This is a genomic window from Pirellulales bacterium (assembly GCA_035656635.1).
GTDB lineage: Bacteria > Planctomycetota > Planctomycetia > Pirellulales > JADZDJ01 > DATJYL01.
The window spans coordinates 1-25,159 of record DASRSD010000153.1 but is presented as its reverse complement, the minus strand read 5'-3'; the positions used below and the strand labels follow the sequence as shown (position 1 = coordinate 25,159).

Sequence of the window (25,159 nt, the reverse complement as noted above, 5' to 3'; positions counted from 1 at the left end):
TTCCGCATGGTTGCCTCCTGCCGGAAACCGGCATTACGATGCGGCAGATTCGATCGACCCACGAAATTCTCTGTACCCCACGATCATCCCTATCCGCCCGAATTCTACCAAACCTCAGGGGGATTTGTCACGTAAATTTTTTAGCGGGCCGCCGGCTATAATACATCGACCCATGATGCCCGAATCTTCTTCGCCGACTAACACCCCCGCTGCTTCCCCGCGACGCTGGCCCGTTTGGCCTGCTTGGACCATTGTTGGTATCGGGGCGACGGCCATCACGTATTTTCAAGCCGTCGGCGTGACCGACAACGGCACTTCCAATGGCTTTACGATTCTGACGGTGTTGGGAGTGATTGTCCTACTGGGTCTGTGGATCGCGTTTTTATCTCCCTTTTCCCGCGTGGTCCGGTGGCGGAGCATTGCTGCGGCGACCGCATTGATTGCGGTGTTATGTGCTGCAGTGCGGTTCAACGGATTCAGCGGCAATTTGGTCCCACACTTTACTTGGCGATGGAATCCTAAGTCCGACGAGCTTCTCGCAGAGCAGCACCTCACCGAAGCAAATGGCATGGCGAATATCAACCCGACGCCGCACGATTATCCTGGCTTTCTCGGTCCCAACCGCGATGCTTTTGTGCCTGACATACGGCTGGCGACCGATTGGAATGCGCACCCGCCCAAGTTGTTTTGGCGGCAGCCAATTGGCGCCGGATATTCCGGCTTTGCCATTGTCGGCCAAGCGGCCTTTACGCTTGAGCAGCGCGGCCCCCAGGAGCTGGTCACCTGCTACGATTTGAAAACCGGCCAAATGCAGTGGCACCACGCCATTGAAGCCCGGCAGCACAACGACATTGGCGGCGACGGCCCCGGCTCCACGCCCACGGTTTTCGAGGGTCGGGTATATGCGCTCGGCGGCACGGGAGTGTTGCGCTGTTTGGATGCCGCCACAGGCAAGCCCATCTGGATTCGCGATGTGCTAGCCGACGTGGGTACCACATACGAAGCAGATCGCGCCGGCGTGTGGTGGGGCCGCTCGGCATCGCCGTTGGTCGTGGACGATTTGGTCGTGGTTCCCGGTGGCGGACCGCCGGCCGGGCCGAAAGTTTCACTCGTTGCTTACAATCGGCTCACCGGCGACATCGAGTGGCGTGGCGGGCATCGGCAGGTGAGTTACAGTTCGCCTAGTCTGGGCAATTACGGCGGCGTGCGGCAAATTGTGATCGTGAACGAAGATAACATTACCGCACATGATCCTGCCACCGGCGAGGTGCTGTGGACCGTCCCCTGGGAAGGCAGCAGCAACAGCACGGCCAGCGCTTCGCAAACGGTTCCGGTAACAACGATCAGTTTTTTTGTTTCCAAGGGATATTCGATGGGGGGCGGGGCGCTGTTCCAAGTGATGCACCATGATCAACACGATGAAGATGCAGAAGGCGCCGCGGCCAGTGCCGATGGCCAACCGGGCTGGATCGTAAAGCGCATTTGGCACAATCACCGCGTGCTGCAAACCAAGCTGAATAATGTCATTGTAAAAGACGGCTTTGTGTACGGCCTTTCCGATGGCATTTTGCAATGCGTCGATCTGGCAACGGGGCAGCGCGTGTGGGCTGGGGCTGATTACGGTCACGGCCAACTGCTGCGCGTCGGAAATCTGCTGCTCATTACCAGCGAAACGGGCGAAGTGGCACTTGTTGAGTTAGATTTCGCCTCGTTTCATGAGCTTGCCAGATTTCAGGCCCTGGAAGGTAAAACCTGGAACAATCCGGCGCTCTCGGGCAATTTATTGTTGGTGCGCAACGCACAAGAAGCGGCCTGTTACGAATTGCCGCTGCAGCCGTAATGCAAAAGTGGCTGCCAAATTTGAGTCGAACTGCGAAACGCCGGCTCGGCCTTCAGACATCGCTTATTTCACGTCCTGCTCCAGCAGCCAATCTTCCACGTTCACTTGCCGCACAAAGGGAGCCCGCAACAGCGAGCTGCGGGTGGGCAGAATTTTCGCCAGCCACGGTCGGCGCACGGCTCGGGAAACTGCTCGCAGCCCGACTCCTTCCCAAGATTTGGCGCCGAGCTGTGTTTCCACGTTGTCGGCCAGCCGTTTGAACGTGGCGGCCACCAAATTCGGCTCCGGGCCCACGTGAATAATGGTGTCGATGCCCATGGCCAATGTTTCGCTCACGGCGTCCCACAAGCGCTGCGGATGATCGACCCAACGGGCCAGCAGATCTCGGGAGTTGAAATCGTTGTAGCTCAGCTTGCCCGTCACCAGCGACAACACCGCCGGCGTGGGGCCGCGGAAACCGCCGGGCAGTGTTTGCATGATCACGGCCGAGCGGTTGGGAATATTCCGCTGCCAAACAATCGGCGTGTGCATCGGTGGCCAGCGGCTGTCATTTTTTCGCAAATACAGCCGTTGCGGCAGCCATTCGCGCATTAAATCGGCGAAGCGATCGATGGTATCTTGCTGGCCCATCAGCAACAGCGAGTTGGGCGAAAGGTACGACGATATGCCGATGACTCCTCTGCCGGCCGAGTTAATTCGCAAGCAAAGTTTGAACACCGCGTTGGCATCGAGGGCCGGACCGCGGGAAAACAGCACGCCCAGCGTGACATCGCGCGCCAAATCCACGCAATCGTCCGACATTAACAGCGGCACGTGCATGGCCGCAGCCAAATCCATCACGCCGCCGGCGACCAGCGTGCTGATTTCGCCCAGGCTATAACCAAACGCCATCCGTGCCCGAGCGTACTCGATGTTGAAAAACTCATCTAACAGTTTCAATTGGGCCTGCGAGGTTGCCAAGATGAGGGCAATGGCGTCTGCGTATGCTTCCAGATTGGTCTCCTGCTTTTGCCGCACGCGCTCCACCAAATCGATTTTGCGCGACAGCAAATCGCTAGCAATTTGCGAAGCCTCTTGTAAATGTTTCTGCACAATGGGCCCATAAGCAGGGTGCGCCAGCAGTTCGCCCGTCCGCCCTAAATTGGTTACGTTGTAACCGCGGAATACAAAGACGGAGTTCGTCAGGCGATCTTGCAAATTGAGCATGTAGGCCGCAGCACCGGGGTTGGGCAGTGAAGATATAAGTTGACCGGCCGCATCTTACTCTATGGTACCCTGGCGAGTGAATGTCGTTCCCTGCTCGCCCCGCCTTGTCCGATTGGACGGGGACGACTACAACGGTGGAATCGACCAACGTGTCCGCGCCGCATGAGAGCCAACGACATGACTTCTTCCTCCGCCGACTTAGCCGGACGCGTAGCCGTTGTGACCGGTTCCTCCAGCGGCATCGGCCGGGCAATGGCACTGGAACTGGCTGCAGGCGGCGCCGATGTGCTCGTTCACGCCGGCCACAACCGCGCCGGAGCGGAAGAAACCACCGCCGAAATTGTTCGCCTGGGTCGGCAATCGAAAACAATGCTGGCCGATTTTGCCAGTGAGCCGGCCGTGGCCACGTTCACTGCCGCCGCCTGGAATTGGCGCGGCAGCGTCGATATTTGGATCAACAATGCCGGCGCCAATGTTCTCACCGGCGAGGGCCGTCAACTTGATTTTGAGGAAAAACTGCGGCGGCTGTGGCAGATCGACGTGCTGGCCACGGTGCAATTGTCGCAGATGATTGGCGAAACCATGAAGCAGCGCGGCCGCGGCGTCATCATCAATATCGGGTGGGATCAGGCCGAAACCGGCATGGCCGGCGATACCGGCGAGCTGTTCGCCACAGCCAAAGGGGCCGTCATGGCTTTCACGCGCAGCCTGGCAAAAACGCTGGCCCCTCAAGTGCGCGTCAACTGCTTGGCGCCGGGTTGGATTAAAACCGCCTGGGGCGCCGACGCCAGCCCCGAATGGCAGCAACGGGCCGAGCAAGAATCGTTGTTGCGTCGTTGGGGCACGCCGAAAGATGTGGCCCAAGCCGCCCGATTTTTGGCATCACCCGCAGCGGAATTCATCACGGGTCAAACCATCGCAGTGAATGGTGGACGCTCGTGAAAAACCGAGTCTTCGATGACCGAGCGTAGAACGTTATGATCCGCCAATCTGATCGCGGACCAGAATTGCGCGCCGAGCCGTCAGCGCTCGACCATTGGGCAGGCGTAGTCATTCCGCTGCAAGCCGCGCCTGATCCGGCCGACGCGTTTCGGCGGCTGTCGCGCTGGCCACATTGCATTTTCTTTGACAGTGCGATGGTCGAACCGCATTTGGGCCGGTACTCATTCATTGCCGCCGATCCGTTTGAATTGCTGGTAGCCAAGCCGGAAGACGTCTCTTCCTGGGATCGAATCCAGCGGCGATTGAATCAATTTGCGGCTCCCACGTTGCCCGATTTGCCGCCGTTTCAAGGCGGGGTCGCGGGATTGTTTGCCTACGATTTGTCGCACAGCCTGGAGCGTTTACCAAGGCCCCGCTTCGATGAATTTTGTATCCCGGCACTGACGCTGGGTGTTTACGATGTTGTGCTGGCCTACGATCATGAAACGGAACAAGCTTGGATTATTTCGCAAGGATTTCCAGAGCAAGATCCGCAATTGCGATACCGGCGGGCAAAAAGCCGCGCGGCAGAGATGCAGCGGCTGTTGGCCGATGATCACGTTGCCGTGTCTCTCCGAGACACGAAGCGAGTTTCGGAGAAACTCGCCTACTTGAGCAGCAGGAAACCAATCGCAAATCAGTATCCCGTCGGAAACATCGCCGGACTTTCCAGCAACTTTTCGCAGGCTGATTATTTGGCGATGGTTCGTCGCGGCATCGAATATGTGTACGCCGGCGATGTATTCCAGGTGAACCTGGCGCAACGACTGCTGCATCCGGCCGTAGATGATTCCGTCTCGCTGTACTTCCGACTGCGTGAGCGCAACCCGGCTCCGTTTGCCGCTTATTTCGACCTCGGTGAATTTCAAATTATCAGCGCCTCGCCGGAGCGGTTTTTGCAAGTGCAAAATCGACAAGTCGAAGCCCGGCCGATCAAAGGCACCCGAGCCCGAAGCGCCCAATCCCAGGCCGATGAGCACGCCGCTGCCGATTTGCTATCGAGCGAAAAAGACCGGGCCGAAAACGTGATGATTGTCGATTTACTCCGCAACGATTTGTCGCGGGTTTGCCAGCCGGAAAGCGTAACCGTCAGCGAACTGTGCCGCTTGGAGCGCTATGCTTACGTGCAGCATTTGGTGTCGGTCGTGCAAGGCACGCTGTTCGAGAATTGCGGCCCGCTCGATTTGCTGCGGGCAGCATTTCCCGGCGGCTCGGTTACCGGCGCGCCCAAAGTTCGGGCGATGGAAATCATCGCCGAATTGGAACCCACGGCCCGCGGCGCGTATTGCGGGGCCTTGGGCTACCTCGGCTTTGATGGTGCAATGGACAGTAGCATTTTAATTCGCACCATCACGGCCGGCCGCGGCTGGTGGCAATTGCCCGTCGGCGGCGGCATTGTTTCCCATAGCGATCCGCAGCGCGAATACGAAGAAACCTGGGCCAAGGCCGAAGGCCTGCTGCGGGCGTTAAAATAAGCATAAAACCGTCTTGTTCGTCAACTGATTACTGACCACCGATCACTGCCGTGCTGCTGCTCATCGACAATTACGATAGCTTCGTTCATAACCTGGCTCGGTATTTTCAGCGCCTGGGACAGGAAACGCTGGTGGTGCGCAACGATGCGGTGGACACTGCGAAAGTGCGGGCACTGCGGCCCAATGCGGTCGTGTTTTCGCCCGGCCCCTGCACGCCCCAGCAAGCGGGCAAGTCCATCGAGCTGGTGCAACAGCTGTATCGAGAAATGCCGCTGTTGGGCATTTGCTTGGGGCATCAAACTATCGCCGCCGCGTGGGGCGGAAAAATTGTGCAGGCTGCCGAGCCGGTGCATGGCCGGGCGTCGCTGGTGCAGCATTGCGGTCGAGGAATTTTTGCCGGGCTGCCCAATCCTTTGCCGGTGGGCCGTTATCATTCGCTGGTGGTGGAGGAAAATTCTCTGCCGCCGGAATTGGAAGTTACTGCCCGCACGGCCGACGGCCTGGTGATGGCTCTGGCGCATCGAGAATATCCGGTGATTGGCCTGCAATTTCATCCCGAATCGATTCTCACCGATTGCGGCTACGAGTTGCTGGCCGCATTTCTGCGAATTGCCGGATTGAACGTGCCGAGTTCGATTCCGGCAATTGCCACCGAGCGACCAGTTGCAATGTCCGAAAGATAAGCCGGCAATTTGCAAACTGCCGCGCTTTGCGTTACCGTCAAGCATTCGGCACGCCCGGTTTTGGGCGCCTGGTCCAAAGCGGTGGGAAAAATGTGAGCAGTGAGTTCGCGGAATCAATCGTTTGGGAGCGACGATGAATTTGCCGACGGAGCAAATCGATCGGTGGGGTGAACGCTGGTTGCGTATTTTCTGGCGCAAGCCGCCGGTTGATGTTGCCGAGCGCACCCGCCGCCGCGTCACCGTGCATTTGCTGCCGTTTCTTTTTCTTCTGTACATTTTGGCGTATTTGGACCGCGTCAATGTTTCGGTGGCGCAATTGGGCATGGAGCTTTCGCCCGGCGAAGGAGGCGTGGGCTTTTCGCGCAGCGTGGTGGCTTTTGGCGCCGGCATGTTTTTCGCCGGCTACTGGATTTTAGAAATTCCAAGTGCGCTGAGCGTGGTGCGCGGCAGCGCGCGTTGGGTTTTTGTGCGGGTGTTGGTGCTCTGGGGAGCATGTGCCACGTTGGTGGCCTACATTGGGTTGCCTTTCGCCGCGGCATGGTTTTCGTGGCTGCCACACTTGCCGGAAAACTGGCTCGGGCTCAGCGGCGTAGCCCAGTTTGTGAATGGGCTGCGCACCGATGCCAAATATCAGTTTTACTTTTTTCGTTTCATGCTCGGCTTTTTCGAGGGAGGATTTTTTCCCTCGGTCATCATGTATTTGTCGCTCTGGTTTCGCACGCAGGATCGCGCGAAGGCCATCGCCTTATTTATGGCCGCCATTCCACTTTCCAGCGCCATTGGCTCCCCGATTTCCAGTGCTCTGTTAGGCGTGCATTGGTTCGGCCTGCCCGGCTGGCGCTGGATTTTTATTGTGGAAGGGCTGGTGCCGGTCTGTGCCGCCATCGCCACCATGTTTTTGCTGCCAGATCGCCCGGAAAAAGCACGTTGGCTGCCGGAAGTGGAACGCAGTTGGTTAATGGGTGAATTGGAAGCCGAGCACCGCTCGAAGCAAACCCAGGGCCACGGGGCTTGGGTCCATCATCTGGGGATGGTGTTCCTGCTCACGGCCGTATATTTCGGACTGAATGTGATGAGTTACGGCCTGTCGACGTTCATGCCGGCAATCATCAAGTCGCAATCCGGAGTTTCCAGCCAAGTGGCCGGCTACTTGGCAACGGTGCCATTTGTGTTTGCCTTTTTGGCGATGCTGCTCAATGGATGGCATTCCGATCTCAAGCGGGAACGAATTTGGCATGTGTGCGTGCCGCTGGCGACTGTGAGCGTGGGCATGCTGCTGGCAGCCGCGTTAGATGCCGTACCGCTGGCCTCGGTGCTAATCATCATGGTGGTGGTTGGCTCCTGCATGTACGCGCATTTGCCGACGTTCTGGCCCATCCCCACGATGTTTTTGGGCGCCGCGGCTGCTGCTTCTGCGATTGGCTTTATCAACATGTTCGGCAATTTGGGCGGTTTCCTTGGGCCGAACATCGTGGGCCGCTCCGTCGACGAAGACATTCGTTGGGTTGATTCTCTGCTGAAAGATGCCCACGGCGAGGCGCTGGCAGGCGGCGATTTGCTGCGTCTCAACAAATTGGCAGAGACGATGGCCGGATCGAACCGGCTCACCGCCGAACAAGCCAGCCGCTTGGATCAATTGCTTAACATCGTGCGTGCGGGCCAAACGGTTGACCATAGCCAACAGATCGAATTGAACGAATTGCTTGCCAAGGGAGCAAGTTTTGCCGGCGCACTGCAAAGGCTGGCCCCGTGGCCGATGATGTCGGCCGTGATTATTTTGCTGGTGGGTTATTTTCGTCGGCGCGTGTCGGCGAAAAGATTAGCGCCTGCAGAACTGCCCGGAACGTAACGTCTTGTGACGGCTGCCGCTGGGGTTACAGCAATCCGTAGGCCGTCAGCGTTTGGCGGAGTTTGCCTTCGCTGTCGGCATCCAGCGGGGTCATGGGAAGGCGCAGCGTACCGGTGTCGCGGCCCAAAAGCTTCATGGCTGCTTTGATGGGAATGGGGTTTGTGGCCAATCCCAGCATGTCTCGGCAAAGCGGAAACAGCTTTTTATGCCACTTCTGCGCTTCGGCAATGTTTCCGCTGTCGAAGGCCTTGCACAACGCGATGACATCTTTGGGCACAATGTTCCCCGCGACCGAAATGACCCCCCGGCCGCCGATGGACAATAGCGGTAGCGTTAAACTATCGTCGCCGCTGAGAATGGTGAGATCGGTCAGCGCGGCAATGGCCGAAGCCTGATCGAGCGAGCCGGTGGCCTCTTTCACCATGGTTATGTTCTTGAATTCGGCCAGCCGGGCAAAAGTTTCCGGCTCAATGTTTTTGCCCGTTCGGCTCGGAATGTTGTACACGCACAGCGGCAAATCGACGGCTTCCGAGAGCGCTTTGAAGTGCAGATAAAACCCTTCCTGCGTCGGCTTGTTGTAGTACGGCGCCACCACCAATGCCGCATCGGCGCCGTGCTTGGCGGCAAATTTGGTCAGCCGCAGCGCTTCCCGTGTGCTGTTGCTGCCAGTGCCAGGCATTACCTTCAGCCGCTTATTGGCATACTCGACCGAAGCGGCCACCACACGTTCGTGCTCCTCGTGCGAAAGCGTGGGCGATTCGCCAGTGGTTCCCACGGGGCAAATGCACGTGGCTCCGGCGGCGACTTGAAATTCGATTTGCGCTTTCAGCGCTGGGTAATCGACCTCATCGTTGCGAAACGGCGTCACAATGGCGACCGATAATCCGGCAAAGTTTTCAGCACGGGTAGGCATGATGAAATTAATTGAATTCAGTGTTCGGAATACAAGTATAAAGCCGCGACCGTTGGTCGCGCTGTTTAATGTGCGACGATGGTTTGGGTTTACTCAATCAGCCGCTTCATTTCGCGCACCGCTTCCCGCAGGCCAACAAAAACGGCCCGCGAAACAATGGCGTGGCCAATATTCAATTCGTGCATGCCGTCGATGGCGGCCACCGGCGGCGCGTTGTGGTAATGTAATCCATGGCCGGCGTGTAAGGCCAGTCCCGCCTCGCGAATGCGCTTGCCGGCCTCAATTAACGTGGCCAATTCCGCCGCTTGTGCTTTGCCGGGCTTGGCGAGCGCATAACGACCGGTATGCAGTTCGACGGCTTCGGCGCCCACAGCTTTGGCCAGATCGAGTTGCCGCGGATCGGGATCAAGAAACAAGCTCACGTAAATTCCGGCGTCGCGCAATTTTGCAACCGCCCCCGCCACAGCCTGCCGCTGGCCGCACACATCGAGTCCTCCCTCGGTCGTCACTTCTTCCCGTCGCTCCGGGACCAACGTGGCCTGGTCGGGCTTCACACGACAAGCAATGCTCACAATTTCGCTGGCGGCGGCGAGTTCCAAGTTCAGCTTCACACTAACGGTTTGCCGCAGCAGTTCCAAATCGTGGTCTTGAATGTGCCGGCGGTCTTCGCGCAGGTGAATGGTGATGCCGTCGGCTCCGCCCAATTCCGCTTCGGCCGCCGCCCAAGTGGGATCGGGCTCATGCGTGCGGCGGGCCTGCCGCAACGTGGCCACGTGATCGATGTTCACACCAAGTTCGGGCATGGAGTAATGACAGAGGTAAGTGCTTCGTTCTTCGGTTATGCAAAATCTGCACTCGATTGTAAAGCGGCCGCCTGGACTTTACAAAGCATGCATAATTGTAGCGCCTAGGTGTTGCTTGCGCTCCCTCCCGCAGGCACTAGGCTGCCTCACTGCTCAATTTTGCGTTGTTGTTTTGCCACAATGACCGCAATCTGCAACATTCGATTTTTACTTGAACAGCCGATTTCTCTGCCACGTAATGAATGTGAAACAGGGTGCAATCCTCGTGGGAGAAAACAAGCTATCTTTCATGCAGACGGCAGCGAACGCGATTTGTTGCGTTTGATTTTGACCGCTTTTCTTTTCGTTCCTTTTTCCGCATTCGCGGCGTTCCTATCCGCTGACTACAAGCCGGCAAGCAGCTTTGTCGGTTGTGTCTAGCGACCGTTCGACGGAGAGACATTTGCCGGCCGGCAGGTTCGCGGCCTGGCAACAAATTTGAAAGCGAGCACTGGTTATGAATTGCCAAGAATTGGCCGCGCACATTGAGCGTTTTCAGCCCGACAGCGCGCCGCGCGATGTCGCTCGGCTCTGCCTGCTACTGGCCAATATGGTCGAAAATCTCGACGGTTTGCGACGGGAGGAACGCTTGGCCGACGCCTGCCAAGAGGCGAGTTTGCGCTTGCAGGCGGCCAGCGATCAGCATGCCGCCATGACCGAAGAACTGGAGCAACTAGCGGCCATGGATCCGCGGCAATTCACGCTGCAGCAAGTGTGGGTGCTGATTCGGGCGATCAAAGTGCAAAGCCACATTCTGCAAATGCACGTGGGCGAACCGGTGCAGGAAAAAGCCCAGAGCAGCGAATAGCGGGTGGCGGCTGAGCGGAACTTCCGGGGATTGCAAAATCCACTGATGGCGAGCGACGGGCGCACGGTGAATCGCCGCGCGCACTTATTTCGCCAGTCCCCAGGCAAGCGCTTCCGGACAGGGGCGCAAAAAACCGCCCAGCAACATGGGTTGGGCGGCAAAGTTGAAGTGAATTCGGCTGCCGATGGCCTGATGCCGCCCGAGCAAATCGAACTCGCTATCCGGCTCTTGAGCAAATCGCGTAATGCAGCCGGTCGGTTCGAGTAGCCAGTTGCTATTGCGATAGCCGCGCAACTTGGTGCCGATCGGTCCCAGCCAACTTTCGGCGGCCAGCGTAATTTCGACCGGTTGCGGCGGCACGCGCAGCGGATTCCGCTTCGCTACTGCCCGCAATGCGCCCACCATGGGCGTGCGCTGGCCGTCGGCGGTTTCCACATGCTGACACAAATAGGCCAGGCCGCCCCCTTCTGCATAAATTCGCTTGCCGGAGCAAACATGCTCCTTGAGCGCCATCAACATGCAGTGATTTTCCGCCAGTGCGGCGGCGTGCTCGTGTGGTGAGCCGCAGCCAAGATACACAAGATCGGTTTCCGCGGGTAGGCATTCATCACGCAGCGGCGAAAACACGCGCACCGTGGCTCCCCGCAGCTCGAGCATATCGAGCGTATCGGGAAAATAGCAGTGGAATGCTTCGTCGTAGGCCACGGCGACGCGCACTTTGCCGCGCGGGAGGGTTTGCCGTTCCGTAGCCGATTCAGCCTGCCAGTCGGCTGGCGCGCCATGACGAGCGGCCAACTGCATGATGCTATTTACGCTTGAAAAGCTCCGCCAACGCTGACCCAGCATATCGCACAGTTCACGGGGTGGCTTGCCGCCGGCGGGCAGTGCGGCAATGCTTTTCCGCAAGGCCGTGCATTGGTCCATCCCCCCGACCACCGGAATACCCCACAGCGATTCCAAGTTAGTTTGCCAGCGATAAAAATCGGATGGGTCCGCTACCCGATCTAACAGCAACCGATCGGCAATTGGCCGCGCCGGCAACTGGCACCGGCTGAGCAATTGCACATCAACTACGGCAATGCGCGGCAGATCGAGCCACTCGCCCAGGGTATCCAAACTTCCGCCCAGCGGCGCCGAAGCGGAAGGCGACGAAGCGGATTGTGCCACGCTATCGTCCACACCCTTCCCATTCACTCCGCGCATTCGATCGTTGGACAAAATTGCCTGATCGTAGCGCCCTTCCACAATCGCTAAATCGGCGGTGGTGGCGGTTCGCAAGAACGCTTGCCGGGCAACGTCGGCCGTCATCAGCCAACTATCTAAGTGCCGAGGGGTGTTGCTAGAGATGGCCGCCGCGCCATCGCAGGGCTTGAAGCAGGCGCGCGATAAAAACGTTTGCGTCCGCACACCGTCTTGCTCAAGAGCGTTGAGCAAAGCCCACACCATCGGCTGCGGATCGGCATCGGGCTGAATGGCGCCCACTGCCAAGCGAGGCAAAATCGACATACGAAACCCTGGCGTGTGCGAGAATTGTGGCCGCAGCGCCGCCCCCACGGCTATTTGGCGCTGCCAAGCAAATGGCCCCAGCTCAACTACAGCATTCTTAGTCGCGGCAAACTGTCCGTCAAGCAGAGGGGGGACCTGGCAAACCGCTGTATTTTCCGTGGAAATAGCCGACCGGCATCTCCCAGCGCAAAAAAAGAGCCCCGCATTCCTTGCGGGGCTTCAGAGCCAGGCTCGTGGGGACCCGGCTCATGCAGGGCATTGTTTATGTTTTCCGCCGCGGCCCGCTGGATCCATCGTAGGGCAGGCTAGCAAGGCTGTGACGGTTCAAACGCTTGCTTTACTGCTGCGGTTCCAACACGACGAGGTGATTGCCGCGCTCGGTCCGGATTTGCAACAGCACGCCATCCTTCAGGTTTTCGTTCTTCATGGCGGCTTCAAACTCTTTCGCGGTATGAACAGCTGTTTTACCAACCTTGCGAATCAGCATGCCCGGTTGCAAACCCTTTTCGGCGGCTGCGCTATCGGGCTCGACTTTGCGAATCACTACGCCTTCAAAACCCTTGTAGGCGTCGTTGGTTTCGTCAGCGCTCATGTCGGAAACGCTAAGCCCAAGCTGATTCGCTTCGTACACGGAAGCTGGCGGCGCCTTCTTGAAGTGCTCCTCCGGTTCACGATCTTCCATCCCGTACTTTTCCGGCATGGGCTTAACGGTGACGCTTAGCATCATCGGCTTGCCGTCGCGGATAATTTCCACCGGCTCCGGAGTGTTCAACGGCGAGCGTTCCACCCATTCCTGCACTTCGTGCGGGCTGTGGATTTCGTGGCCGGCGAACTTAGTAATAATGTCTTCCTCCTGCAACTTGGCATCCGCAGCGGGCGTGCTGGGGAACACATCGGCCACCAGGGCGCCTTCACCCGGCTTTACCGAAAGCTTGGAGGCCAACTCGTTACTCACTTCGCCAATTTGAATGCCCAAGTAGCCGCGATGGACCGAACCGTCTTTAATCAATTGCTGGGTCACCCACTTCGCTTGGTTAATGGGAATGGCAAAGCCCAGGCCTTGGTAGCCGCCGCTGTTGGAAGCGATGGCCGTGTTAATGCCCACCACTTCGCCCGTCAAATTCACCAGCGGTCCGCCGGAATTTCCCGGGTTAATGGCGGCATCGGTTTGAATGTACTCGGAGCGGCCGGAGCCTAATTGCCGACCTTTTCCGCTGATAATGCCGGCCGTGACGGTTTTTTCCTGGCCGAACGGGTTGCCGATGGCAATGACCCAATCGCCAATTTCCAAATCGTCGCTGTTGCCCAAGTGGGCCGCCGGCAAATCGCCTTCCGCCTTAATGCGGATCACGGCCAAATCGCTGTGCGGATCGGTCTTCACTTCGGTCGCTTTGTACTCGCGGCCATCGGAGAAGTGCACCGTCACGGTGTCGGCCCCTTCCACTACGTGGTTATTTGTCAAAATAATCCCGCTCTTGTCAATAATGACGCCCGTGCCCATGCCTTCGCGGGGCGGGGTTTGGAAGCTATAGTTTCCGCCGTCGGGCGCGTTCGGAAGCATATCTTTGAAGCGGCCTTCAAACGGCGTGCCTTTGAAAGGATCTTCGCCGTTGAAGTTAAAGCTGTGTTGCTCGCCCCGTTCCGCACGCACTTTCTTGGAAGATTCTTTCGAGTACACGGTGACCACGCTCGGCATGGCCACGTGGGCCGATTCACGGAAAGCGCGCGATAATGCGTTGGCATGCTCCACGACCGGGTCGTGCTTCAGGTCTTCGGGAGTTTTCGTGGGCGTAGAATCTTGTTGTGCAATTTTTACATGATCTACGGGCGCCGGATACGATGCGGCCGGCGCATGATCTTCTCCCGATACCTGATCCTGCTTGATAGCGTAGCTCAAGCCAACGGACAGTCCCACTGCGGCGATGCCGGTCAGCAACCAACCGCGTCGCGAAAAAAGTGCCTTCATACCATTCCTCCTGGTTACCAAATGAATTTCAAAGGGGATGTGTGAGACGGCCGACCCACGAGAAACACTCGGCGGGCATTAGAAGAGCGGCGCCTCTATCAAGCCATTACGGCGGAACGTTTTCGGCGGTTCGACACGTTCTGCCGAAGGCGACGAATATTACAGTTCGACCGTTTCCCATGCCACATAAATCGCCGCCGGAAATCACGGAATTCCCGCATATAGCGCGACTGTGTCAGTCGTGCCCGCCTTTCCGAATCCCCTCACTGTCTTCGTCATAAACCGCAAATATTGACAAAACTCCAAGTCGCAGCTAGACTTACATCGAGTTGCGGCATTTTTCGCGCCGTCCGTTGAAAAGGGGGACAGCGCCGGGCACGTGCCAGTTTCAAACTTGTTGGCGAATTCCATTCGTCATCGGTCAACGGAACTCGGTCATTCCCATCGTCCCCTTTTTCCACGGGCTGCCAGTTCAACTGGACGTCTTGTGAGTATCTTTACGCATGACTAAGCGCTCTGCTCCCGTGGGGACAGAGGAGTTGTCCCCGGAACACCTCGCGCAGTGTGAAGCGCGGATCGGTTACACGTTTACCGATAAATTGTTGCTAACCAGCGCGCTAACGCACGCTTCGGGCGCGCTCCACCGACTCATGTCGAACGAGCGCATGGAATTTCTGGGCGACGCCATTTTGGGCTTCGTCGTTTGCGAGCGCCTGTTTCATTTGTTCCCCGATTATCTGGAAGGCGATTTGACAAAAATCAAATCGATTGTCGTCAGCCGCAGCACATGCGCGAAAATCAGCGATGAGCTGGGGCTGGCCGATTTCCTGATCTTGGGCAAAGGCATGACCACCAGCCCCCGCGTGCCGGCCTCGCTGTTGTCTGATGTGTTCGAATCGCTCACCGCGGCCATTTATCTCGATGGTGGCGATCCGGCGGCCCGCGATTTTATTTATCGCTTCATTGGCCCGGAAATTACCGCGGCAGTGGCCGGCGAATTGGGTGGAAATTATAAATCGCTGTTACAGCAATTGGCCCAGCGCGATTTCGGCACCACGCCCACTTACACGCTGCTGGACGAAAAAGGGCCCGATCACAGCAAGTGCTTCAAAATTTCCGCGCAGGTGGGAACGCAGCGTTACCAGCCCGCCTGGGGCCGCAACAAAAAGGAAGCCGAGCAGCACGCCGCCCAAAACGCGCTGTGCGAAATCGCGGGCGAGGAAGTCCCCTACCCTTCGGATTGAATTTGCCTGGCGTTCAGGGGGACGAATTCACGCCGCCCGTTTCCGGCGAGGCTAAAACCGCTCGCCGGCCAAATCTGGGCACAAACGCCGGCACAGTCTGCTGATAATCTTCGTACAGCCCGCCAAAATGGTTCACCAGGTCCCTTTCTTCCACTCGGGAAGCCGCCACCATGTACGCGCTTAGAATGCCGGCGAATAGCAAATGCCCTGCGCTCATCGTGGGCGTCATCCAAAATGCCGTGAACCAGCCCACATACAACGGGTGCCGCACAAATCGGTACAGCATGGGCGTGTGAAACGGCAGTGATTGGTACTCCTGGCCGCGCCAGTGCAACCACACTTGCCGCAAGCCGAACAAATCGAAATGGCTGATCATCAAGCTGGCCAGCGGCACTAACAACCAGCCGGTGGCAAACAATCCCCACAACACATATCGCCCTGCCCCTTCCACATTCCAAACGGTCGCCGGAAGCGATTGCCACTGCCACATCAGCAGCATGACCGCCAGATTGGAAACCAGCACATACGTGCTCCGTTCAATGGCCGAGGGCACCAATTTGGTCCATGCCCGTTTGAACCCCTCCCGGGCCATCACCGAATGTTGAATGCCGAAGAGCAGCAGGAGAGCGGCATCCACGGCAATTGCTCCACCGACCGACTCAACCGGCGTGGAATCGATCGATTTAGGAACTAAAAAATTCCCCACGAAGCCGGCCATGTAGGCGTACACGGCGAAGAACATCAAATAGCACCCTACCCCATACGCCAAATAAATCCCACGTTTCATGCTCGCTCCTCTCAAAATTAGGCGACATCACTCCCTTAGCCGCCCAAGTATGCGCATAAACCTGTTCGCTGCAAAGTTGACTTCCAGTACACCATTTGGTTGACTGCTAGTACACAGCCACTATCTCGTCACCTTATCACCTCATCACCCTATTCCCTCACCTCTAACCCCTAGTCCCTAGCCCCTAGTTCCTAACATGCCCTCGCCGACGCGCAAAAAATTGATCGAAGCGGCCGCCAAGCGCTTTTATCGCGACGGGTTCCGCAACGTCGGCATCGATCAAATTCTCTCCGATGTGGGCATCAGCAAAACGGCTTTCTACAAGCATTTCGAGTCGAAGGACGATCTGATGCTGGCCGTCCTGGACGACAAAGATCAATGGCTGCGGCAAACCTTCGCCGACATGGTTCACCAGCGCGGTGGGGAATCGGGCGAAAGCAAGCTCATGGCGCTGTTCGACGTGGTCGATTTCATTACCGCCGGCGACGATTTCGCAGGCTGCATTTTCGTGAACGCGGCCATGGAGTTTCCGTTGCCGCACGATCCGGCACATCAGGCGGCCGCCCGCAGCAAGCAAAGCATGGAAGCGCTGATCGAGCGCATTGCCACCGAAGCCGGCGCTTTGCAACCGCGTGTGCTAGCCCAAGAATTGTGCCTGATTATGGAAGGCGTGTACGTCACCAAGCACGTCACGCGCAATCCCCAGGCGGTTCACATTGCGCGCCGCATTGCGCGGCAGGTTATTGCCACCCATCTGCCGGCCGCTTCCGCTGCGCAATGATGCTGAAATAGCTTCGCACGACACGTCATGCTTCGCTGCAGCAATTTCCTTCGCGCCCAAACGGCCTGGTTATTGGCAATTCGTTGCAGACGAATGGTTTTTCCCCGAACTCTCACTATAAAGGAGCCTGCCGCGAAGTTTGCATTTCTTGTCGATAGAAACCAGCGATCAGCGAGCACAATATGGATACATCCCCGAATTCAGCGCAATCGTCCGTTCCTGCTTCTGCGAAAACAGCGCCATGGGTCGCCGCCGTGCTGGCCATGATTGCTGGCTATGTGGATGCCTATGGTTTTATCCGCTACCGCACGTACATGTCCTTCATGAGCGGGAACACCACGCAAAGTGGCATTACCACGGGCCAAGGCGATTTCTTCGCGGCCATTTCCACCTTCACGGCAATTGTGCTATTTGTGGCCGGTGTGTTTGCAGGAACACTCTTCGTTGATCCCAGCACGCGTCGATCTCAGCGGCCCAAGTTTGGCTTGGTCGCAGCCTTGCTGGCAGTGAGCATCGGTGTCGCACAGTTGGCCTCCATCAATCAGCTAGTAAATATCGCCACGCTCAGTTTCGCCATGGGTGTCATGAACACAACGCTTTCTCATTTTGGCGCCGAAGCAGTGAATTTGACATTCGTTACCGGCACGCTGAACAAAATAGGCAGCCACTTCGCCCTGGCTCTTAAGCGGGCGCCGCTGAAAGATGCACAGTCGGTGCGCGATACGCATTTTCGCCGGGCTTTTCTGTTGGCGGCCCTGTGGGCTGCATTTCTCGCAGGAGCGGTGCTGGCTGCGGCAGCGACACCCCGTTTCGACGTCTGGATCTTGTCACTCCCCCTCTTAATCCTGCTGGCTTTGACTGCGCCGGCCCGCGTTCCCAATGGCTGAGCGATTCGTCATCGACATAATTCCCGGCAGATTCTACTTTCCCGCATGACAGCCGCCATGGGCTTTCCAATTTTCGATCAGCGCCAGCACGTGCGCCAGGTCGAGCGGCTTGACCAGGTGATGATCGCAGCCGGCCGCGCGCGAGCGCTCTAAATCTTCCACCCGGCTTTGCCCTGTGGTGGCAATAATGAAAATATCGGCGTGCGATTGCCGCAATTTCTGGCTCACGTAGTGACCATCGAGCCCCGGCAAGCAAATATCGACCAGCACAATGTGCGGTCGGTACGTGACCGCCACCACGAGCGCCTCCGTGCCGTTACGAACGTGCTCGACTTCGTGCCCGCGATCTTCGATGGCCAATTTTAAAAACGTAGCGGCATCGTCATTGTCTTCGACAATTAAAATCCGACAAACATCTTCTTTTTCGGTGCATTCCTCGGTGCAATCCTGCGTGCTCATGAGAAACCTGTTGATTGGACGGGTAGAGAACGATATCCGAGCCGCTCGGCCGGACCAATTCAGTGTACGCTGTTGGCCCGCGAATTGGAAACAGCGCAATTTATCAGTAGCGTGTCAGTTCATCTCAAAAATTTTTGGGTGGCCGGGGCCGAGTGCCGCCGAGTCCCCGGAATTGAAGCTCTGTGGGCTCACTGACCGCCGCGAAACGGTGGTCGGCGAACCAGATCCCAGGCCACCATCCACCAGGCCACCAGACGCTTGCTACCCAGCCCCTACAAATCTTCCGCGCTAAATGTATCTCCTTGGCTGATGTCGCCGGTGTCGAATCCTTTTTTGAACCACTTTACCCGCTGGGCACTGGTGCCGTGGGTGAAGGAATCGGGCACGACGTAACCCCGGGCCGCTTTTTGCAGCCGGTCGTCGCCGATGGCGCTGGCCGCATGCAGCGCGTTTTCGATGTCGCCCGGATCGAGCACATGCTTGGTTTGCTGAATATCGTGCGCCCACACGCCGGCGAGAAAATCGGCCTGCAACTCCAGCCGCACGGAAAGCGCGTTCGATTGTTTTTCGCTGGACCGCTGCCGCAGCGCATCGACTTTATCGGTAATGCCCAGCAGCTTTTGCACGTGATGTCCGACTTCGTGGGCGATGACATACGCCTGAGCAAAGTTGCCCGGCGAGTGAAAGCGGTTTTGCAACTCGTCGAAAAAGCTGAGATCGAGATACACTTTTTCATCTTCCGGGCAATAAAACGGTCCGACCGCGGCGCTGGAAAATCCGCAGGCGGTGTCCACAGAGTTGCGGAACAAATGCAACGTGGGCTTGCGATATTGCTTGCCCATTTTTTGGAATTGGGCGGTCCACACGTCTTCGGTATCGGCCAGGACAACTTTCACGAAGGAGACGAGCTTATCTTCAGCCGGATCGTTGGCAACGCCGCCGCCTTGCTGCTGGCCCAGTGGATTTGCCCCTTGAAAACCGCCGCCGGCGCCGGGAAATCCGCCGGGATTTTGCGGCGCCCCCTGCTGCAAGAGCTGCATGGGATTAACGTGAAATACGGCGCACAAGACGACAATGACGATCAGCGAGCCCAAGCCGCCATGAAACACCATTGGCCCGCCGGGCAGACTGCCGCCGAACATGCTGGTGCCGAACAAGCCCGCACCGCCGGAAGCGCGGTCGTCTTCCACGTTTTCACTTTCGCGCTGGCCTTCCCATTCCATGATGATGATCCTCGATTACAAGATTTGAATTCGGATGGGTTACAGGTTGGCTTGAACCGCCTTGGTCAGCGCTTCGACAAAGAAGAATTCGCCCCACATGACTGATTCGTCCACGCCCAGGTTTTTCTTGGTGTGGTACACGCCATGCTTCAAAATGCCTTCCCAACCAGGCGTGTCGCTGGCCAAGTATTGCGGGCTGCACAGGGCATCGAGCATAGCCAAGGCGGTTTCGCGATAATCACTGGCACGCTCGCGCGATTTGGTTTGGTTGGCCAAATCCAACAGCCCGCTGGCGGCGATGGCGCCGGCGGAGGTTTCCTTTTGAGCGCCCCAGGGGGCCGGCTGCGAAAGATCGGCGTTGAAATCCCAGTAGGGAACTTTGTCGGCCGGCAAGTGCGACAGCCAGTAGGCCGCGTTTCGCTCCGCCACTTCCAAAAATTCGCTGCTGCTGGTGAGCGCGACCACTTTGCTGTAGCCGTACAAAGACCAGGCCAGGCCGCGGGCCCAGGCGCTGTCGTCCCGCAAGCCTTGATGCGTGGTTTGACGCAAGAACTCGCCGGTTTGCAAATCGAAAATGCCTTCGTGGGCCGTGGAGCCATCAGACCGCACGATGGTTTCGCGGGTAGTGCGGCAATGGGCCGTGGCAACGCGGAACAAGTTGTTGTCGTTGGTTTCCTGGGCGGCGTAAAAAATGATCGGCACGTTCATCATGATGTCGATGAACAGCGATTCCGGCGCGACGAACGATTGCAAATACTGCCCCTGTTCCATGAATCGCATGGCCAGGGTGCGCCCCGCTTGAATGAGCACCTGGTTCAGCCGGGCGTCGTGCGTCAATTGATACCACGGCAAATAGGTGTTCAAGAAAATGAAGCCGAGGTCGTGAACTTTGCGGTCGAACTGGCGCTGCTCCAGCAGCTTGGAATAGTGTTCCGCCCGAGCCCGCCATTGGGGATTGCCGGTGCGGCGGTGGAATTGCCACATCATGCCGGCCAGGAAGCCGCCGGTCCAATCGGTCCACAACTCGCCGGCGTGGCGCCACTTTCCCTGGACTGTGTAAATGGGAAAGAAGTTGGCATGTTTTTCGGTCAGCGCGGCGACTTGCCGCTCGGCAAATTGCAACGCTTGCGTGTATTTGGTAATTCGAGTGTCGGGCATGGGCCAAATCCGGTGATGAAATGAAGCAGTCTTACAGACGATCAGTCTCTCTGCTGCAAAGGGTGAATGCAAGTGTGCGAGCCGTGCGTCGAACCCTTGACGCCACGGAGCCGGCGCGGTATGGCCGAGGAATGAACTATGAACCCATCATGCACGTTGTACTGCACCAGCCGGAAATACCGTACAACACCGGCAGCGTAGGCCGTACCTGCGTGGCAGTGGGCGCCAAATTGTGGCTGGTACGGCCGTTGGGATTCCGCATGGATGATTACTATTTGCGTCGCGCCGGCCTGGACTACTGGGAACATTTGGAATGCGAGATTGTTGATGACTGGGCGGCATTGCTGGCGCGGCTGGGCCAGGAATCGCCCGGCAGGCAGCCGTGGTTGTTCACCAAAACGGCGAAGCAAATTTACACCGACATCAAGTTTCAGCGCGGCGATATTCTTGTGTTCGGCGGGGAATCATGCGGTTTGCCACGGGCGCTGTTGGACGCCCAGCGCGACCGGACCGTGCGAATTCCTATTCGCGAGCAAGTGCGGAGCTTGAATTTATCGAATAGCGTGGCCATTGCAGCTTACGAAGCGCTGCGGCAATGGCAATAATGCAACCTTTTGATTTTTGAAAACTCAATGATGGACCCTTAACCCATGCCGAACATTCCTGCCGAGAAGCTCAACTTGTTTGCGGTTGCATTATTAGAAGCCGGCGGCGTGCCTCGCGAAGAAGCCCAAGGGGTTGGCAGCAGCCTGGTTAACGCCAATTTGATGGGGCACGATTCGCACGGCGTCATGCGCATTCCGTATTACCTGGACGGAGTAACGAAAGGAGACGTCAAGCCGGGCGCGGAATTCACGATCATCAAGCAAACGCCGTCGCTGGTTCAGGCAGAGGGAAATTGGGGCTTCGGCCAAACCCAAGCCCGGCGATTGATGGAGCGGCTGATCGAATTGGCGCGCACCAGCGGCGTGGCGGTGGGAACACTCATACACAGCGGCCACATTGGACGATTGGGCGAGTATTGCGAACAAGCGGCGGCGGCCGGCATGGTGTCGCAAATCATGGTCAACACGCATGGAGTGGCGCGACGGGTTGCGCCACCGGGCGGCAAGGCTCCGCGGTTAGGAACCAATCCGATTGCCATAGGGGTGCCGCATCCGGACGGAGCGTTAGTCATGGATTTCGGCACCAGCGCAACCGCCGAAGGCAAAGTTCGCGTGAAGCGAATTGCCGGCCAGCCCTGTCCCGACGGATGGTTGTTGGATAACGAAGGCCGTCCGACCAATGATCCGCATTCCCTATACGGCGAGCCGCCGGGAACCATTCGCCCCTTTGGCGGCGACCAACCCCACAAGGGCTTTGCCTTGGGATTGATGGTCGAGATTTTCGCCGGCGCGCTTTCCGGCGGGGTCTGCATTCGCGAAAAGCCGATCAATCAGCTCGGCAACTGCGTGTTCGCCATGGTGGTTGATCCAAGGCATGTTGGAGGCGGCAAACACTTTGCCGACGAAGTGCTGGAACTCATCAAATTCGTGCGCGATTGTCCAAAGATTGACGGCGAGAGCGAGATCCTGTTGCCTGGCGACCCGGAGCGTAAAACGGCTGCGACACGGCGAAAAAACGGCATTCCCTTGGACGATGGCAACTGGGCGGCGCTGGTCAAGTTGGCCGAAATATTACGCGTTCCATTGCCGCAGTAAGATTAATTTTTCAAAGATTAATTTTCCGACTTGGGCGGCTCAGATTTCGGCTGCTCCGTTTCCGCCGGCGAGTTTTTATCCGATTTTCCGTCCGGCTTTTGCTGAGCTTGTTGAGTATTCGCCTCGGATTTCACCGTTTGGTAGATATCTCCATAGATGGGCAAGTGGCGATAATACACTTCCAGCATGAACGTGCGCAGGCAGGTAACGTATAAACGCCCGCCTTGGGTTCCCCAACGGTCGCCGGTGGGATCCCAGCTTCCTTCCTCGGATCCTTTTTTGATTTGCGTCTCGGGAATGTATTGCCGCATGACGTCGTTCCATCGTTTCCAATAAGTACCGCCGATGTGGTGCATTACCTGTGTCGCGTAATACCAGTAGTAAACGTTGATTTCCATATCGTTGATTGGCTGGCCCGACAGGTTTTCGACGCCGCTGATCAATCGCGGGTCGTCTTGTTTCCAACCGAGGTATTCTCGACACAGCAACCCTTCGGCACACATGGCATGGTTAAGTGCTCCATTCGGCTGGTAACGGTATCGACCGCCGGTTTCGTCTTGGGCGCTATCGAGATAGCGAGAGATGTTCGCAAACGTAGTGCTGGGCACTTCTAAACCCGCCATCTTAGCGCTTTGTAAAGCCATCACGAACCAACCGGTCACTGAGGTGTCGGATTCCGAGTTCGGATTGTAACGCCAGCCGCCCGCCGCATCTTGCGATTTCACGCAAAAACTGACCGCCTTTTCCGCCGCGCTACGATAAATAGAATCGTGCGTCATGCCATACAGCTCGCACAAAGCAATCGTAGCCTGCGCGTGGCTATACATTTGGTGATAGTAGGGCGAGTTCTCGATGAGGAACTCCCCATCGTTGGCCTGCATTTTCAGCAGTGCGTCCCAGCCCTTCTTGAGGACCTGTTTGTAGTCGTGTTTATAGTCGCCGTTATACTGCGGCGTATAACCTGCACCCTGAAAGGCCAGCAGCGCCAGCGCGGTGGCAGTGGTTTTGTTTTCGGCTTCACCTCCGTCGGAATACGGCCCGTTGAGCGTCCAAAAACCGTTGGGCCGCTGATTGCGTTTCAACCACTCTAAGGCGCGATACACGGCCTCTTCGGTTGAGGCATTGCCGCCGTATTTGCCAATCAGCGCCTGTTTCATGCCTCTTTCACGTCCACTGAGTGCTATTCCAAAGGGCACATCGCTGGGCCGATTATTATTTGTTCCCAAGAACATGCCATGCGGCGCAAATTCACTCGCCAAAGGCGGCAACGCCAGGGGATCCGAAACTGGGGGCAATTCGACGGGCGACCACATGGTTTTATCAACGGTAGGATCAGGCGTGTCAGTCGAGAGTCCTTCACGGTTATCTTCCAATAGCTGGTTTCCCTGTTGATCGCTTTCGCTGTAGACAGAGGCCTCGATCGAGGCAGTATCCTTCCTTTTCAAGGTGACCACCATTAACCCCATGGCAATGAGCAATACCATGTGAATCACCAGACTTCCCAGCCAAGGCGGTGCATCTTGCAGTGCCTCGGTCAAGCTTCCGTCGTCCGATGGTTGTATCGGTTCAATGCGTCCCAACGACGTGTTGGCAAAACTCGGCTGCGACAAATCAGTATGCCGTCCGGCGACGTTGATTGTGATGTTCGTATTATTCTGAACTGCAACTGCCGGAACGCCATGCGCGCCAGAACCATTCGGAGAGCCGGCGCGAGGCGGCGCAGCACCACCAGAGAGTGCCGCTGGCGGCAGCAAAGAAAAAGAACGGTCCGGCTGAGATTGTCCGGAAGATTGGCCGCCGGGTTGTGGGAAATTAGGATCCATCATGGCCCGCTTGCTCTTGGCTGGCGGGTTAATTGCCCTGCACTCCGGTTTGCAGCGAACGCCTGCTTCTCGAGTGCCGGACGTGCAACGTTCTATTTTAGCCGCTGTGGCAAATAGCAGCAACCAGCGAGCATCCGTGCGGCGAATGCCTCACTTGGCAACGTGCTTTGTGGGCAACGATATTTTGTGAATGCCCACGGTGGCCAGCATATCCATCACATGAACCACATTATCGTAGGCAATATCTTTATCTGCTGAGATAGACACTTCCTGATCTTTGCCGGGATGCATTTCCGATAGTCGGCTACGAAATTGCTCCTCCGTCACCTGTTGGTCGTTCCAGTAGAGGCCGATTTTGCCCTCCGCCTCATGTTTGATGAAGATATTAAGCGGCAGTTGCTCGGCGGAAGGATCGAAAGCAGCGGCGGTTTCCGGCAAATCGACGCGTACCGGGGTGCTGCCCACAATGGCGGGCACAGTGATCATAAAGACAATTAGCAACACCAGCACCACGTCGACCAGCGGGGTGACGTTAATGTCGGTAATGGGGCCGCCGCCATCTTCATCGTCGAACGAAATCGAAGCCGACATGGCAATGCCTTTAGAAACTTCTCAATTAGTACTGTGGTTCCGCGAAGTGCTTTTCTCCAGCCTCACGCTACATGGCCTTTGCTGATTGCGGCGCCTGAATACCAGCACCGCGATGTTCTGCGGCATGTACGTTGGCCAGCACCAGGTGAGCTAGCGAATCAATCTGTGCCAGTGCGGTTCGCACCTTCCGCAGAAAGAAGTTGTACGACACTACAGCCGGAATGGCTACAAATAACCCCACCGCCGTAGCGATCAGCGCTTGAAAGACGCCAAACATAATCTTGTCCGGATCTTTCGCTGATAAGTCATTGGATGCTTTAATTACGCCGAGCACGGTGCCCATCAGCCCGATAAATGGAGCATTGGCGCCGATGGTGCCCAACACCGACAAACGGGCATCGAGCAAACCCTTAAACCGCGCTTTGGCGCTTTGCATG

23 protein-coding genes are annotated in these 25,159 nt (G+C 57.4%); 11 read left to right on the top strand and 12 right to left on the bottom strand.

The features are described from left to right. A partial coding sequence (locus VFE46_15515; GenBank protein HZZ29405.1) for a PQQ-binding-like beta-propeller repeat protein occupies nt 1-1,840 on the top strand: 1,840 nt, incomplete at its 5' end. 63 nt (nt 1,841-1,903) lie between these two features. On the opposite strand, the gene VFE46_15510 is transcribed toward VFE46_15515, so the two are convergent. After that, complete coding sequence (locus tag VFE46_15510) at nt 1,904-3,046, bottom strand: hypothetical protein (protein ID HZZ29404.1); 1,143 nt, start codon at nt 3,044-3,046, stop codon at nt 1,904-1,906. 162 nt (nt 3,047-3,208) lie between these two features. Here VFE46_15510 and VFE46_15505 point away from each other — a divergent pair, with 162 nt between their 5' ends. The 4 genes from VFE46_15505 to VFE46_15490 all read left to right on the top strand — a co-directional run bounded on the left by VFE46_15505 (nt 3,209) and on the right by VFE46_15490 (nt 8,034). After that, nucleotides 3,209-3,988 (top strand): SDR family oxidoreductase, encoded by a 780-nt coding sequence (locus VFE46_15505; GenBank protein ID HZZ29403.1) that lies wholly within the window; start codon nt 3,209-3,211, stop codon nt 3,986-3,988. A 35-nt stretch (nt 3,989-4,023) separates the two neighbouring features. Beyond that, a complete protein-coding gene (locus tag VFE46_15500; protein ID HZZ29402.1) occupies nt 4,024-5,502 on the top strand; it encodes an anthranilate synthase component I family protein in 1,479 nt (492 codons plus the stop codon). Between the two features lie 50 nt (nt 5,503-5,552). Beyond that, nucleotides 5,553-6,185 (top strand): aminodeoxychorismate/anthranilate synthase component II, encoded by a 633-nt coding sequence (locus VFE46_15495; protein ID HZZ29401.1) that lies wholly within the window; start codon nt 5,553-5,555, stop codon nt 6,183-6,185. 133 nt (nt 6,186-6,318) lie between these two features. Further along, nucleotides 6,319-8,034 (top strand): MFS transporter, encoded by a 1,716-nt coding sequence (locus VFE46_15490; protein HZZ29400.1) that lies wholly within the window; start codon nt 6,319-6,321, stop codon nt 8,032-8,034. A 25-nt stretch (nt 8,035-8,059) separates the two neighbouring features. On the opposite strand, the gene dapA is transcribed toward VFE46_15490, so the two are convergent. Together dapA and VFE46_15480 are read right to left on the bottom strand one after the other, a co-directional pair. Beyond that, nucleotides 8,060-8,947 (bottom strand): 4-hydroxy-tetrahydrodipicolinate synthase, encoded by an 888-nt coding sequence (dapA, locus tag VFE46_15485; protein ID HZZ29399.1) that lies wholly within the window; start codon nt 8,945-8,947, stop codon nt 8,060-8,062. 89 nt (nt 8,948-9,036) lie between these two features. Continuing rightward, nucleotides 9,037-9,750 carry a pyridoxine 5'-phosphate synthase gene (locus VFE46_15480; protein HZZ29398.1) on the bottom strand — a complete coding sequence of 238 codons (714 nt, stop codon included), beginning with the start codon at nt 9,748-9,750 and terminating at the stop codon, nt 9,037-9,039. Between the two features lie 496 nt (nt 9,751-10,246). Here VFE46_15480 and VFE46_15475 point away from each other — a divergent pair, with 496 nt between their 5' ends. Continuing rightward, complete coding sequence (locus VFE46_15475) at nt 10,247-10,597, top strand: hypothetical protein (protein ID HZZ29397.1); 351 nt, start codon at nt 10,247-10,249, stop codon at nt 10,595-10,597. A gap of 84 nt (nt 10,598-10,681) precedes the next feature. Here the strand turns inward: VFE46_15475 and VFE46_15470 are convergent, their stop codons facing one another. Further along, nucleotides 10,682-12,103, bottom strand: a complete 1,422-nt coding sequence (locus VFE46_15470; GenBank protein HZZ29396.1) for a hypothetical protein — start codon at nt 12,101-12,103, stop codon at nt 10,682-10,684. A 337-nt stretch (nt 12,104-12,440) separates the two neighbouring features. Then, complete coding sequence (locus VFE46_15465; GenBank protein ID HZZ29395.1) at nt 12,441-14,069, bottom strand: Do family serine endopeptidase; 1,629 nt, start codon at nt 14,067-14,069, stop codon at nt 12,441-12,443. A gap of 503 nt (nt 14,070-14,572) precedes the next feature. On the opposite strand from VFE46_15465, the gene rnc reads away from it, so the two are divergent. Then, complete coding sequence (rnc, locus tag VFE46_15460; GenBank protein HZZ29394.1) at nt 14,573-15,313, top strand: ribonuclease III; 741 nt, start codon at nt 14,573-14,575, stop codon at nt 15,311-15,313. Nucleotides 15,314-15,326: 13 nt separating this feature from the next. Here the strand turns inward: rnc and VFE46_15455 are convergent, their stop codons facing one another. Further along, nucleotides 15,327-16,100 (bottom strand): isoprenylcysteine carboxylmethyltransferase family protein, encoded by a 774-nt coding sequence (locus VFE46_15455; GenBank protein ID HZZ29393.1) that lies wholly within the window; start codon nt 16,098-16,100, stop codon nt 15,327-15,329. Between the two features lie 196 nt (nt 16,101-16,296). On the opposite strand from VFE46_15455, the gene VFE46_15450 reads away from it, so the two are divergent. Beyond that, nucleotides 16,297-16,881 carry a TetR/AcrR family transcriptional regulator gene (locus VFE46_15450; GenBank protein HZZ29392.1) on the top strand — a complete coding sequence of 195 codons (585 nt, stop codon included), beginning with the start codon at nt 16,297-16,299 and terminating at the stop codon, nt 16,879-16,881. Nucleotides 16,882-17,063: 182 nt separating this feature from the next. Further along, on the top strand, nt 17,064-17,768 hold the full coding sequence (locus VFE46_15445) for a YoaK family protein (GenBank protein ID HZZ29391.1): 705 nt from the start codon (nt 17,064-17,066) through the stop codon (nt 17,766-17,768). A 33-nt stretch (nt 17,769-17,801) separates the two neighbouring features. On the opposite strand, the gene VFE46_15440 is transcribed toward VFE46_15445, so the two are convergent. The 3 genes from VFE46_15440 to VFE46_15430 form a co-directional block, all read right to left on the bottom strand. Beyond that, a complete protein-coding gene (locus tag VFE46_15440; protein ID HZZ29390.1) occupies nt 17,802-18,227 on the bottom strand; it encodes a response regulator in 426 nt (141 codons plus the stop codon). 272 nt (nt 18,228-18,499) lie between these two features. Next, nucleotides 18,500-19,450, bottom strand: a complete 951-nt coding sequence (locus VFE46_15435; GenBank protein ID HZZ29389.1) for a neutral zinc metallopeptidase — start codon at nt 19,448-19,450, stop codon at nt 18,500-18,502. A 39-nt stretch (nt 19,451-19,489) separates the two neighbouring features. After that, nucleotides 19,490-20,608: a glycoside hydrolase family 88 protein gene (locus tag VFE46_15430; protein HZZ29388.1), complete on the bottom strand. Its 1,119-nt coding sequence runs from the start codon at nt 20,606-20,608 to the stop codon at nt 19,490-19,492. A gap of 83 nt (nt 20,609-20,691) precedes the next feature. On the opposite strand from VFE46_15430, the gene VFE46_15425 reads away from it, so the two are divergent. Both VFE46_15425 and VFE46_15420 read left to right on the top strand, forming a co-directional pair. Then, nucleotides 20,692-21,213, top strand: a complete 522-nt coding sequence (locus VFE46_15425) for a tRNA (cytidine(34)-2'-O)-methyltransferase (protein ID HZZ29387.1) — start codon at nt 20,692-20,694, stop codon at nt 21,211-21,213. Nucleotides 21,214-21,258: 45 nt separating this feature from the next. Then, nucleotides 21,259-22,308, top strand: a complete 1,050-nt coding sequence (locus VFE46_15420) for an Ldh family oxidoreductase (protein HZZ29386.1) — start codon at nt 21,259-21,261, stop codon at nt 22,306-22,308. A gap of 17 nt (nt 22,309-22,325) precedes the next feature. Here the strand turns inward: VFE46_15420 and VFE46_15415 are convergent, their stop codons facing one another. From VFE46_15415 to VFE46_15405, 3 genes are all read right to left on the bottom strand, one after another. After that, nucleotides 22,326-24,134, bottom strand: coding sequence for a prenyltransferase/squalene oxidase repeat-containing protein (locus VFE46_15415; protein ID HZZ29385.1), 1,809 nt, complete (start codon nt 24,132-24,134; stop codon nt 22,326-22,328). A 147-nt stretch (nt 24,135-24,281) separates the two neighbouring features. Further along, the gene (locus VFE46_15410; GenBank protein ID HZZ29384.1) at nt 24,282-24,722 is read right to left on the bottom strand and encodes a biopolymer transporter ExbD; all 441 of its coding nucleotides are present in this window, start codon (nt 24,720-24,722) and stop codon (nt 24,282-24,284) included. A gap of 67 nt (nt 24,723-24,789) precedes the next feature. Continuing rightward, nucleotides 24,790-25,159 (bottom strand): MotA/TolQ/ExbB proton channel family protein (locus VFE46_15405; GenBank protein ID HZZ29383.1); only part of this gene is annotated, 370 nt, incomplete at its 5' end.

What these genes read in the sequence shown, in the direction of transcription:
- rnc (HZZ29394.1), top strand. Translation starts at nt 14,573, where the DNA reads ATGACTAAGCGCTCTGCTCCCGTGGGGACAGAGGAGTTGTCCCCGGAA.
- VFE46_15435 (HZZ29389.1), bottom strand. Translation starts at nt 19,450, where the DNA reads ATGGAATGGGAAGGCCAGCGCGAAAGTGAAAACGTGGAAGACGACCGC.
- VFE46_15450 (HZZ29392.1), top strand. Translation starts at nt 16,297, where the DNA reads ATGCCCTCGCCGACGCGCAAAAAATTGATCGAAGCGGCCGCCAAGCGC.
- VFE46_15415 (HZZ29385.1), bottom strand. Translation starts at nt 24,134, where the DNA reads ATGATGGATCCTAATTTCCCACAACCCGGCGGCCAATCTTCCGGACAA.
- VFE46_15510 (HZZ29404.1), bottom strand. Translation starts at nt 3,046, where the DNA reads ATGCTCAATTTGCAAGATCGCCTGACGAACTCCGTCTTTGTATTCCGC.
- VFE46_15430 (HZZ29388.1), bottom strand. Translation starts at nt 20,608, where the DNA reads ATGCCCGACACTCGAATTACCAAATACACGCAAGCGTTGCAATTTGCC.
- VFE46_15445 (HZZ29391.1), top strand. Translation starts at nt 17,064, where the DNA reads ATGGATACATCCCCGAATTCAGCGCAATCGTCCGTTCCTGCTTCTGCG.
- dapA (HZZ29399.1), bottom strand. Translation starts at nt 8,947, where the DNA reads ATGCCTACCCGTGCTGAAAACTTTGCCGGATTATCGGTCGCCATTGTG.
- VFE46_15500 (HZZ29402.1), top strand. Translation starts at nt 4,024, where the DNA reads ATGATCCGCCAATCTGATCGCGGACCAGAATTGCGCGCCGAGCCGTCA.
- VFE46_15505 (HZZ29403.1), top strand. Translation starts at nt 3,209, where the DNA reads ATGAGAGCCAACGACATGACTTCTTCCTCCGCCGACTTAGCCGGACGC.
- VFE46_15410 (HZZ29384.1), bottom strand. Translation starts at nt 24,722, where the DNA reads ATGTCGGCTTCGATTTCGTTCGACGATGAAGATGGCGGCGGCCCCATT.
- VFE46_15480 (HZZ29398.1), bottom strand. Translation starts at nt 9,750, where the DNA reads ATGCCCGAACTTGGTGTGAACATCGATCACGTGGCCACGTTGCGGCAG.
- VFE46_15420 (HZZ29386.1), top strand. Translation starts at nt 21,259, where the DNA reads ATGCCGAACATTCCTGCCGAGAAGCTCAACTTGTTTGCGGTTGCATTA.
- VFE46_15440 (HZZ29390.1), bottom strand. Translation starts at nt 18,227, where the DNA reads ATGAGCACGCAGGATTGCACCGAGGAATGCACCGAAAAAGAAGATGTT.
- VFE46_15470 (HZZ29396.1), bottom strand. Translation starts at nt 12,103, where the DNA reads ATGTCGATTTTGCCTCGCTTGGCAGTGGGCGCCATTCAGCCCGATGCC.
- VFE46_15490 (HZZ29400.1), top strand. Translation starts at nt 6,319, where the DNA reads ATGAATTTGCCGACGGAGCAAATCGATCGGTGGGGTGAACGCTGGTTG.
- VFE46_15465 (HZZ29395.1), bottom strand. Translation starts at nt 14,069, where the DNA reads ATGAAGGCACTTTTTTCGCGACGCGGTTGGTTGCTGACCGGCATCGCC.
- VFE46_15455 (HZZ29393.1), bottom strand. Translation starts at nt 16,100, where the DNA reads ATGAAACGTGGGATTTATTTGGCGTATGGGGTAGGGTGCTATTTGATG.
- VFE46_15475 (HZZ29397.1), top strand. Translation starts at nt 10,247, where the DNA reads ATGAATTGCCAAGAATTGGCCGCGCACATTGAGCGTTTTCAGCCCGAC.